The 9954-nt window shown below is 70.3% G+C and carries 10 protein-coding genes and 1 pseudogene; 6 read left to right on the top strand and 5 right to left on the bottom strand.

Translation table 11 applies throughout. The features are described 5' to 3' along the window. The first annotated feature begins 7 nt into the window (after nucleotides 1–7). The gene (locus ABC766_RS30410) at nucleotides 8–484 is read left to right on the top strand and encodes a hypothetical protein (RefSeq protein WP_053608490.1); all 477 of its coding nucleotides are present in this window, start codon (nucleotides 8–10) and stop codon (nucleotides 482–484) included. A gap of 40 nt (nucleotides 485–524) precedes the next feature. On the opposite strand, the gene fae is transcribed toward ABC766_RS30410, so the two are convergent. Together fae and ABC766_RS30400 are read right to left on the bottom strand one after the other, a co-directional pair. Then, complete coding sequence (gene fae / locus ABC766_RS30405; RefSeq protein WP_020092273.1) at nucleotides 525–1064, bottom strand: formaldehyde-activating enzyme; 540 nt, start codon at nucleotides 1062–1064, stop codon at nucleotides 525–527. Nucleotides 1065–1126: 62 nt separating this feature from the next. After that, nucleotides 1127–2368: an NRAMP family divalent metal transporter gene (locus ABC766_RS30400; protein WP_345820262.1), complete on the bottom strand. Its 1242-nt coding sequence runs from the start codon at nucleotides 2366–2368 to the stop codon at nucleotides 1127–1129. 80 nt (nucleotides 2369–2448) lie between these two features. Here ABC766_RS30400 and ABC766_RS30395 point away from each other — a divergent pair, with 80 nt between their 5' ends. Beyond that, the gene (locus tag ABC766_RS30395; RefSeq protein ID WP_043349581.1) at nucleotides 2449–2664 is read left to right on the top strand and encodes a hypothetical protein; all 216 of its coding nucleotides are present in this window, start codon (nucleotides 2449–2451) and stop codon (nucleotides 2662–2664) included. Nucleotides 2665–2682: 18 nt separating this feature from the next. Here the strand turns inward: ABC766_RS30395 and ABC766_RS30390 are convergent, their stop codons facing one another. Further along, complete coding sequence (locus ABC766_RS30390; RefSeq protein ID WP_043349584.1) at nucleotides 2683–3129, bottom strand: hypothetical protein; 447 nt, start codon at nucleotides 3127–3129, stop codon at nucleotides 2683–2685. A gap of 250 nt (nucleotides 3130–3379) precedes the next feature. Between ABC766_RS30390 and lexA the strand changes: the two genes are divergently transcribed. Continuing rightward, on the top strand, nucleotides 3380–4105 hold the full coding sequence (gene lexA, locus ABC766_RS30385) for a transcriptional repressor LexA (protein ID WP_287090357.1): 726 nt from the start codon (nucleotides 3380–3382) through the stop codon (nucleotides 4103–4105). Here lexA and ABC766_RS30380 read toward each other — a convergent pair. Further along, nucleotides 4099–5535 (bottom strand): annotated as a pseudogene (locus ABC766_RS30380) (ComEC/Rec2 family competence protein); the annotation flags it as partial. The gene lexA and the pseudogene ABC766_RS30380 overlap by 7 nt on opposite strands. 55 nt (nucleotides 5536–5590) lie before the next feature. Here ABC766_RS30380 and ABC766_RS30375 point away from each other — a divergent pair. The 3 genes from ABC766_RS30375 to ABC766_RS30365 all read left to right on the top strand — a co-directional run bounded on the left by ABC766_RS30375 (nucleotide 5591) and on the right by ABC766_RS30365 (nucleotide 8988). After that, nucleotides 5591–7375, top strand: a complete 1785-nt coding sequence (locus tag ABC766_RS30375; RefSeq protein WP_345820259.1) for a recombinase family protein — start codon at nucleotides 5591–5593, stop codon at nucleotides 7373–7375. Between the two features lie 180 nt (nucleotides 7376–7555). Further along, nucleotides 7556–7882 (top strand): hypothetical protein, encoded by a 327-nt coding sequence (locus tag ABC766_RS30370; protein ID WP_345820257.1) that lies wholly within the window; start codon nucleotides 7556–7558, stop codon nucleotides 7880–7882. Continuing rightward, nucleotides 7831–8988: an ImmA/IrrE family metallo-endopeptidase gene (locus ABC766_RS30365; protein ID WP_345820256.1), complete on the top strand. Its 1158-nt coding sequence runs from the start codon at nucleotides 7831–7833 to the stop codon at nucleotides 8986–8988. Before ABC766_RS30370 ends, ABC766_RS30365 begins: the two co-directional genes overlap by 52 nt. Here ABC766_RS30365 and ABC766_RS30360 read toward each other — a convergent pair. Further along, on the bottom strand, nucleotides 8985–9893 hold the full coding sequence (locus ABC766_RS30360) for a hypothetical protein (RefSeq protein ID WP_345820255.1): 909 nt from the start codon (nucleotides 9891–9893) through the stop codon (nucleotides 8985–8987). The two genes, ABC766_RS30365 and ABC766_RS30360, sit on opposite strands and share 4 nt — an antisense overlap. Between the last annotated feature and the right edge of the window lie 61 nt (nucleotides 9894–9954).

The raw sequence follows: 9954 nt of genomic DNA, 5'->3' as shown, positions 1-9954 counted from the left end.
TGCGGCCATGTCGAGCTTCGCCGTTCCGCGCCTCTTCCTCGCCGCCTGCCTCGCCGCCTGCGCGGCCCTCCCCCTCTGGGCGGAGGCCGCCCGGGCCGACAGCTGCGACGACCTCACCCGCCAGATCGCCGGCGCCATCGGCGGCAAGGTCGGCAAGCGGGCGGGCCCCAGCATCGACATCCGCATGGCCGGCCCGATCAAGTTCGACGTGACCTGCCGGGCCGAGCCGATCGTGCAGGCGACCTCGGCCGAGCCCGCCCCCTCGGCGACCTTCTTCCGCGACCTGTCGGTGGCCTCCGAGATCCTGGTCGGCGAACCGGCCGCGACCGTCGAGCCGATCATCGCCAGCGCCTACCGGACCGCGCTGTCGGAGCGGCGCAAGTCGTTCATCCAGCAGAACGGCTGGTCGGCCTCCTGCTACACCGACCCGGGCAGCACCGCGATGCGGACCCTGTGCTCGGTGGGGCGCATCCCGCCGGGGTGATGCGATATCGACCCCGGCAGGATGCGCGCGAAGGGGCCGATCAGTACTCGATCACGCCGTCCAGGGCGTAGTGCTTCACGGTCTTCCGGTTGGCGATCAGCTCGTCCACCGTCGGCTCGCCCTTGAGGGCGCGGGCGATGGCGAGCTTCGTCGCCTCGTAGTTGGTCCGGTAGAGGTCCTTCTGGTCGAGGTTGTCGTCCTCGGCGCAGCGCTGATCGAGCCAGATCATGATGATCATGCACAGCTCGTCGAGCCCGTCCTTGGGCAGGATGCCCTCGATGATGCAGTCCACGATCGCGTCGCCGGTGGCGGCCTGGACCACGCCGCCGAGGAGCTCGGCATACTCGGCCGTGTGGATCGTGACCTTGGTGGTCATCATCGTGGCGGGGCGCACGAGCTGGTTGAGGTCGCGGACCACGAACATCCGCGTGTGGCCCTGGACCTGCCCCATCATCGACGCGAAGGCCTGGCCGACCGGACCGCGCACCGAGCCGATCAGCACCTCCGGCATGGCGTCGGTGTACTGGCCCTCGGCCGCCAGCACCGTGGCCTCGCCCGTGCGGAACCAGATCTCTTGCATGTTCGAACTCCACCTGATCGGAGCCCGCGGGAGACATCATCGGAGGCCCCGCGTCAATCGCGTCAGAGCAGGCCCACCCCGTCCAGGACGCCGACCATCGCGAACGCGATCGTGATCCCCGACACCGCGTAGACCACCCCCTTGTAGACGCCCGCCACGCGCTGCCCCTCGGGCAGGGCCCGGGTGGCGAGGAGGATCAGCAGGCCGAGCGCCAGGGGCAGGAGCAGCGCGTTCATCACCTCCACGGCGATGTTGAGCGCCACGAGATCCGGCACGAGCTGCACGGCGACCGCGCCGGCCGCGACCGCGAGCGCGAAGGCGCCGTAGAAAGCCGGAGCCTCCCGGGGCGACTGCTCCAGGGAGTGCGGCCGGCCGGTCACGTCGCCGAACCCCCAGGCCAGCGCCAGGGCCACGACGTTGAGCGCCACGAAGGCCGCCGCGATGATGCCCACCCCGAACACCACCTGCCCGAGCCACGGCCCCAGGGCCGGCGTGAAGGCGCCCGCGAGATCGCCGACGGTCTCCAGCCCCTTCGCGCTGCCCTGCCCGGCCTTGCCGATCGTGGCGGCGGCGGCGACGAGGATCGCGCCCATCACGCATTGCGAGACCACCGCACCCACGAGTGTGTCGAGCCGCGAGCGCCGCGCGTGCTCCCAGCCCAGGCCCTTATCGACGATCGCCGACTGCTGGTAGAAAATCATCCACGGCATGATCACCGCGCCGATATTGGCCGCGATCAGCACCCGGAACTGGCCGTCGCCCAGCGGCATGTGCCCGAAGGAGGCGACGATCTCGGGCACGTTCGGCCGCGCCGCGACGGCGAGCCCGACGAAGACCAGCTCGAACAGGCCGACCACGATCGCCACGACCTCGACGCGCCGGTAGCTCTCGGTGAAGACGAGCCCCAGGAGCAGGCAGGCCGGCAGGCCGAGGCTCACGAGCCGCGGCACCCCGAACAGGTCCCCGATGCCGGCGATGCCGGAGAATTCCGTGACGATGGCGCCGATGCCGGCGACCACGAGGCCGCCGTACGAGATCCAGGCCCAGACCGGCCCGTAGCGCTCCCGGATCAGCGCGCCGTGGCCGCGTCCGGTGGCGGTCCCGAGCCGCACCGTCAGCTCCTGGACGACGTACAGGATCGGCACCAGCAGGATCTGGAGGAGCAGGAGCGAATAGCCCCAGCGCGCCCCGCTCTGGGCCGCCGTGATGAGGCTTCCGACATCCGTATCGGCCAGCATCACCACGAGTCCCGGGCCTGCGGCCTTGAGGTAAGCGGACAGGCGAGGCAGGGAAGCGCTGGGCACGGCTCGGGAACAGTCCCGCGCACGGCCGGTTCCGGCGGGCGCCTGCGGCGTTTTCCCGGGGCAGGCGGGAGGGACATGTGATGGCGGAGAGCACGGATCGGGGCTCCGGCTGGAGCCTGCAGGCGACCGCCGTGCCCGACGGGGTGCGCCTGGAACTCGCCCTGGCCGACCTCGGCGGCGCGCCGGTCACCGCCGCGATCGTTCTCGACCGGGCGGAAGCCCGGGCCTTCGCACGCGCCCTGCTCGCCGCCGCCGGCGACGCGGCGGAACGGACCTTCCCGAAGCCGGGCGCCTGACGGCGCGCCGCCGGTCGGTCAGCGGGCGAGACCGGGATTGCGGCCGGGCAGGCGGGGGACCACGGTGCCACGCTTCTCGATCGGCGTGTCGCAGGCGTAGGCGAACTCGGTCTTCAGCGGATCGAACACGGTCTCGCCGGTGATCCGGCAATCCTCGCGCACGGTCTCGTCGAGATAGGCCCGGGCGGCGGTGCGGAAGCGCTTCACCCGGGTGGCGTCCGGCTCCGGATCGATCCGGGCCTCGCTCAGGTTGCAGCCGGTATATTCGCGCAGGGCGTTCGAGACGATCAGCATCCGGCGCATCTGCCGGTTGTCGTAGACCTCGTAGGGCTCCTTGCAGCCGATCGTCACCACCTGGGGGGTGAGCGCCACGTAGTTCCGCGAGATGTAGGAGAACCCGGTGGTGCAGCCGGCGAGGCCGAGGGCGGCGAGGCCGAGGGGCAGCAGAGCTGCGGGTCGTCGCATCCTCGTCATCCCAAGAGGGTCCCAGCCCGCGGCCCGGATCCGCCGCCTTCCCGGCGGGGCGCCGCGGTGCATTGAAACGGCTCCGCTTGCGCCGTCAATGCGTTTCTCGACCTTGCCCCCGCGAGCGCGGAGCGACGCGCCAAGCGTAGCGGTGCCGCCCTTGCGGAACACTTGCGGAACGTTTAACCTGTTCGTGATTTGTTTCAGAGACCGTCACGGGGCGGTCTGCCAAGCCGCGAGTCCCCCTTCGATGCTCACGCGCAAGCAGCTGGACCTCCTGCGTTTCATCCAGAGCCGGATGCAGGAATGCGGCGTCCCGCCGTCCTTCGACGAGATGAAGGACGCCCTCGACCTCAAGTCGAAATCCGGCATCCACCGGCTGATCACGGCCCTGGAGGAGCGCGGCTTCCTCCGGCGCTTGCCGAATCGGGCGCGCGCCATCGAGGTGATCCGCATCCCCGAGAGCCTGAGCCAGACGGCCCCATCTTCGGCCCCGGCCGAGCCGCGCCGTTTCACCCCGAGCGTGGTCGAGGGCGGCAAGTCCAAGCCGCCGCCGGCCCCGGCCAGCACGCGGATGATCGATGACGCCGGTCGTGCCATTTCGATCCCGGTGATGGGCCGGATCGCCGCCGGTACGCCGGTCTCGGCGATCCAGAACCAGAGCCATGCCATCACCCTGTCGCCGGATTTCGTGGCCGGCGGCGAGCACTACGCCCTGGAGGTGCGCGGCGACTCGATGGTCGAGGCCGGCATCCTCGACGGCGACCTCGTGGTGATCCGCAAGCAGGACACGGCCAATACCGGCGACATCATCGTGGCGCTGATCGACGACGAGGAGGCGACGCTCAAGCGTCTGCGCCGCCGCGGCTCCTCGATCGCCCTGGAGGCCGCCAACCCGGCCTACGAGACGCGCGTCCTCGGGCCCGACCGGGTCCGGATCCAGGGCCGCCTCGTCAGCCTCGTCCGCCGCTACTGAAGCGGCTCGGCCGGCGCGTCGCCGGGGGCGAGGTCCCCGCCCGACGCATCGGTTTCCGGAGGCGTTGTCGCCCCGTCGTCAGAGGCGCGGGCCTCCGCGGAGGGCGCGGTGACCGGTTGTGGTGATCCCGGCCCGTGTTCCGAGCGTGGTCGCCAGGGCACGGCGCGGCCATCGGCCCGGGCGTGACGGGCGACGAAGCTCTCGCCGTCGGACCTGAGGGCGACGGCGCCCTGGGCGGCCAGGACGCGCCGATCGATCACCAGGGGGCCGGTGCAGGTCGGTGGGGCCACGAGACCCGTGATCAGCACCGCGGCGCGGGCGCAATCCTCCGGGAAGGCCCGCCGGTCCCGGACCAGGGCGACCGCCCGTCCGTCCGGCAGGCGCGCGGTGCATCCGAGCCGGTCACAGCGGCCGCTGCCCGATCGGACGATCAGTGCCCCGGCTCCCCGTCCGTCGCCGTCCGCCTTCAGCCATTGTTCGAGGACGAAGCCGGACGGGCTGCCGAGGGCCGCGAGCCGCCCGTCCGCCGCCCGCACCGCGGCCCCCGCGCCCTGCCGATCGACATAGAGGTCGTAGCGGTCGGGTCGGGCCGCGACGACGAGCCCGAGCAGGATCGGCGGCACGGCGAGCCAGCGCAGGCGGGAGGCCGGTAACGTCGCCAGCAGCAGGCCCGCGGTCAGCAGGAACAGCGCCGCGGTGCCGAAGGCCGGCACGACCACGATGGCCCGCTCGAACCCGGCGATCCACTGGGAGACGGCGAGCATGCCCCCCACCGCCTGACCCATCAGCCACCAGATCGGGCGGTCGAGGGCGAAAGGATAGGCGAGGATCCCGATCACCGCGGAGGGCATCACCACGAGGGAGACGAGCGGCAGGGTCAGGGCGTTGCCGACGAGGCCGAAGGGCTGGATCGTCTGGAAATGGTAGGTGGCGAAGGGTGCGGTCGCGACCTGCGCCACTAGGGTCGTGGCCAGGGTCCCGGTGACCGCCGAGAGGCCGGTGCCGACGAGCCGACCGAGCCGGCCCGCCCCGGGGCGCACGAACAGCCGCCCGTCGATCAGCCGCGCGCAAGCGATCAGCCCGGCCACGGCGCCGAAGGACATCTGGAAGCTCGGGCCGAGCAGGCCCTCCGGCTCCCGGGCCAGGGCGATCAGCGCCGCGAGGGCGAGGTTGCGCATCGACAGGGCGGGCCGGTCCACCAGGATCGCGCCCAGCATGATCAGGGTCATGATCAGCGAGCGTTCGGCGGCGATGTCCCAGCCCGAAAAGGCGCAGTAGGCGGTGACGCCGACCATGGCGAAGCCGGCCGCGATCTTCTTGATCGGCCAGAGGAGCGCGCAATGGGGGACCAGCGCGAGCAGCGCCCGCACCAGCCAGAACACCACGCCGGCGGCCAGCACCATGTGGAGGCCCGAGATCGACACCACGTAGTCGCAGGTTAACCGGCAAGGTCCAGGGTACCGATCCCTACGAAGGATGGGCACTATGGATCTTGAGATCGCCGCGCAGCCGCGCGAGCCGGCGCTGGCCTTTTCCTACCTGCGGCTGAGCTCGAAGCGGCAGGCCAACTCGGACGAGCGCAAGAAGTACCGCGACGGGTTCCGGCGCCAGATCATGATGCGGGACCGGTACCTCGCGAAGAACCCGCACCTCACGCTCGACACGCGCCTGGCCCTGCACGACATCGGCGTCTCAAGCTTCCGAGGCGACAATGCCCGGAAGGGCAGGCTCGCGGTGTTCCTCGCCGAGGTCGAGGCCGGGAAGATCCCGCGTGGCAGCTACCTCCTGGTCGAGAACCTCGACCGGATGAGCCGCCAACAGGTCAACCTCGCGCTCGCGACCCTGCTCAGGATCGTCAACGCAGGCATCGTCGTCGTCTCGCTCCATGACGGGCAGGAGTACCGCGAGGACGCGCACCCCCAGCAGTTCCTCATCTCGATCATGAGCCTGGCGCGTGCCAACGAGGAATCGGCGGTTAAGTCGGCGCGACTCAAGGAGACCTGGGAGCGCAAGCGCAGCGTCGCAGGGACCCGGCGCATGTCCGACCGCGTGCCGGCTTGGTTCAAGGTGGTCGACGGAGATCTGGAGCTGAACGGCGATCGGCCCGAGATCGTCCGTGAGATCTTCGGCTACCTCGCCGCCAGCTGGGGGCGCGACCGCATCGCCGCCCTGCTCAACGCCCGTGGGGAGAAGCCCTGGGGCCATGGGAAGCTCTGGCACGGAGGGACCGTCCAGAAGATCACCGACAACCGCGCGGTCCTCGGCGAGTTCCAGCCCCATCGGATCGAGCACGTCGCCCAGGGCGGTATCCTGGTGGCCCGGCGCGTTCCCGTCGGCGACCCGATCCCCGACTACTACCCCCGGATCGTCGACGAGGACCTGTGGCTGGCCGCGAGGAAATGGGCGGTGATGAGGCGCCGCAAGGGCAAGGTGGCCAACGCCGGCGGGCGCCTGGGGACCGTCGTGTCCAACCTATTCGGCATGATCGCGACCTGCGGATGGTGCGGGGCGTCGATGACCTACCGGGACCGCGGCCCGCGCTCGACGCCGGTCCTGCGCTGCTCGCGCGAGCGGGGCGGGTCATGCGACAACGCCTATCGCATCCCGTACCAGGACACCGAGAACGCGATCCTGTCGTGGCTGGTAGACCTCGACGTGTCGGGCGCGGCTCCCGGCGAGCGCGCCCGCGTCGACCAGGCCCTCACGACCGCGATCGCGCGCCGGGACGACCTGGTGGCACGCGGCGACGCCATCGCCGACGAGATCGGCAAGGGCAGCCGCTTCGGCGCGCGCGCGATCGAGCGCGTCGAAGCCGAACTTCGCGAGGCCGAGGCCGAGATCTCCGCGTTACGGGACCGGCTGGCGGCCCTCGCCTCGGCCGGCATCGACGACGGCCGCAAGGCGGCCATCCTGGCGCTGGTCGCCCTCGACGCCGAGACCGGGCTCGCCGACGAGGAGAGGCTGGAGCGTCGGTTCGCCCTCAGGTCGCGGATCCGCCAGGTCATCCGCAACACCTTCGACGAGATGGCGTGCATGCCCGACGGCCACGTGTCGATCCGGACGGTCGACGGCCGCCAGCACCTGTTCCGGGACGGCTTTTGGTGGAACACGGAAGCCAACGGGTGGATGCCGTGGGCCGGGTCCCTGTTCGGCATGGGCTATCACGCCACCAAGGCGGAACTACGCCGGCGCGCAGAATGGCTCGCCGAGGCCGAGGCGGCCTCTCCGCCCCTCTCACGGACAGACATGGAGGCGCCCGCGTCGCCCTAGCCCGGTTCTCGCCGTCGGAGCGGATCCGAAAGCGGCCGGGGGCGAACGGACGACCTTGTCCCATCGGCGAGAACCGGGCATGCTCTCACCTTCAACCCTAGGTCAGATGCCCTTTCGATCCGCTCCGCCGGATCCCGACGATCGCTTCGGACCAGCCCTCCTGGCTCACATCAACCTGACGTGATCGTCTCGTTCGAAACCGCCGCCCTGCGCACGTTGTGCGCCACTCAAGACGCTGCCGAGCGCGAACTCGGGGTGGCCGATGCGCGCTCGCTCCTCACGATCCTGTCAGACATCGAGGCTTTGGATACCGCCAATGAGTTCCTGGAACTTGCGGTGGACGATGCTAGAGTCTCCCCAAGCGATGAAATCGAGGTGACCGTCGGACCGGAGCGTCATGCGGTCCTCGTGCCGGTCGGCTCGCGCTACCAGAAACATCCCGACGGGAGCCCCGATTGGTCGACCGTCAAATATCTCAAGCTGACGGCCTTGCCGCCGCGCCCATGATGAACGAGCCCGCCTTCGACCGCGACTGGTTTTCGAAGCCCGCCGATTCGATGCTGGCGATGATGCAGCGCAAGCGGCTGGCCCCCTCCGACGTCGCGCGGGAGTTGCCGGGCGGCCTCGCCACGCTCCGCGGCTTGCTGACAGGCGACGTCGCGATCGACGAGGCTGTCGCGGGAGGCCTCGCGGCCAGCGTGGGCGGCACGACGACGTTCTGGTTACGCCGGCAGGGATTGTACGAGGCCTGTCTCGGCCGCGTGGTCGACGCGGTGCTGGCAACCGACGGCGACGCATGGCTGGCGAAGGTCCCTGTCCCGGCATCGGCCGGGCCGGCCACCCGCGGGCGAACGGCCGATGACAGCCGCCGCGCCGCCGTAGAGCGGCGGCTCGTATTCTTCGACGTCAATGGTGCTGAGGCATGGTCCCGCCGCTATGGGGCTTTGCGCTGCGAGACCCGATTTCGTGAGTCCGCCGCGTTCGAGGTGCATCCGGGCGCCACTGCCATGTGGCTGCGGCAGGGAGAGGTCGAGGCCGCGCTGGTCTCAACGGCCGCATGGGATCCCGACGGGCTGCGTGCAGCGATCGGCGAGATCGTCGAACTCAGCCGGATCGGCCAGCCCGTTCGTTTTCTCCCCCGGCTGAGGGCGCTGCTGGCCCGGTTCGGCGTCGCGCTTGCGGTCGTGAGGGCGCCCGAGGGCTGCCGGGCGAGCGGCGCGGCACGGATGCTGTCCCCGACCAAGGCCATGGTCCTGGCGAGCTTCAGGCACCGCTCGGACGACCATTTCTGGTTCACGTTGCTCCATGAGATCGGCCACCTGCTCCTGCACGGGGGACGAACCTTCGTTGACGAGGAGGGCGCGGACGAGGACGGGCCCGAACGCGAGGCAAACGCGTTCGCAGCCGACCACATCATCCCGCCGGGTCGGCGACAGGAACTCGCTAGCCTCCGGCCGGACCACGAGCCGGTCATCCGGTTCAGCCGCGAGCTGCGCGTCGCCCCGGGGCTTACGGTGGGACAGATGCAGCACAGCGGCCTGATCCCGCGCAGTCGGCTTAACAAGCTGAGGCGGACTTGGACCTGGGACGAGATCGATCCGGCGCTGGCCTAGCCCTTGAAGTGGATGAACCTGGTCGGGCTCTTCTGCCAGTTACAGAGCGCGTCCTCCATGACCGCCATCCCAACGCCGATGTCCTTGTCCAGGGCGTCGAGGCCCGTTTGCAACCTCTGGATCGACGAAGGGCCGTCCCGCCGGCCGTCGAGCAGCAGGCGGGCGCCGTTTGCGGGACCGGTGGCCCCTTGGAGGTAGGCCGAGCCCGCCGCGATCGGGGCAATGCCGTACCGGCCGATTAGGGACAGGTAATCGAACTTTGCGAGTCTGCCGAAGGTCGGGACCCGCAGGTCTCGATAGAGGGCATCGTAGATGGCGTGCGGATCGTTGCCCGTGCGCCTGACGACGTTGGCGTAGAAGCGGGCGTGGCCGCCCGGTCCGATCCAGCGGACATAGGCCGCGACGACCGCGGATATCGGCCGGTTCGAGTCGGGTCTGAGGCTCTCGTACTTCCTATGGTTCCCGAACTTGCCGCCGACCGACATCCAGTTCGCGGCGAGCCACGCCGTGAACGCCCCGGGATCCGCGCTCACCGTGACCCAATCCCATCGGCCCGTGCCGAGGCGGCCGTACACGTCTTGCAAGCGTCGCCAGCCGCTATCGGCTGGCCGCGCGAAATGGGTCATGAGGAAGATGAGCCATCCTGCCTCGTCCACGTCGCCCTGACGGACATGGTACGCGACCGCCCGTTCAGCGTCGAAGCTCGCGCTGTTCGGGTCCGCGCGATCCGCAGAGATGGGCTTCGCCTGCACCTGCCTGTAATAGCTTTCGCGCCGCAGGCTCGCCACGAACTGCCATGCCAGGACGTCAAGGGCGCGAGGATCCGCCAAGCCCGGCAGCGGGCCCGCATGGGTCTGGAGGGCCGCGGTCAGACGTGTGTGTTCGGGGGTCCAGCTCGGCCACATCAGTGCCCCCTCCCCCTTGTCAGGCGACACGGCAAACTGACCCCCTGACGCCATGAGGATC

The sequence above is a fragment of the Methylobacterium fujisawaense genome (assembly GCF_039619325.1).
Taxonomy (GTDB): domain Bacteria; phylum Pseudomonadota; class Alphaproteobacteria; order Rhizobiales; family Beijerinckiaceae; genus Methylobacterium; species Methylobacterium fujisawaense.
This window is presented reverse-complemented; position numbering and strand designations above follow the sequence as displayed.

What these genes read in the sequence shown, in the direction of transcription:
- ABC766_RS30390 (WP_043349584.1), bottom strand. Translation starts at nt 3,129, where the DNA reads ATGCGACGACCCGCAGCTCTGCTGCCCCTCGGCCTCGCCGCCCTCGGC.
- ABC766_RS30375 (WP_345820259.1), top strand. Translation starts at nt 5,591, where the DNA reads ATGGATCTTGAGATCGCCGCGCAGCCGCGCGAGCCGGCGCTGGCCTTT.
- ABC766_RS30360 (WP_345820255.1), bottom strand. Translation starts at nt 9,893, where the DNA reads ATGTGGCCGAGCTGGACCCCCGAACACACACGTCTGACCGCGGCCCTC.
- ABC766_RS30395 (WP_043349581.1), top strand. Translation starts at nt 2,449, where the DNA reads ATGGCGGAGAGCACGGATCGGGGCTCCGGCTGGAGCCTGCAGGCGACC.
- ABC766_RS30410 (WP_053608490.1), top strand. Translation starts at nt 8, where the DNA reads ATGTCGAGCTTCGCCGTTCCGCGCCTCTTCCTCGCCGCCTGCCTCGCC.
- fae (WP_020092273.1), bottom strand. Translation starts at nt 1,064, where the DNA reads ATGCAAGAGATCTGGTTCCGCACGGGCGAGGCCACGGTGCTGGCGGCC.
- lexA (WP_287090357.1), top strand. Translation starts at nt 3,380, where the DNA reads ATGCTCACGCGCAAGCAGCTGGACCTCCTGCGTTTCATCCAGAGCCGG.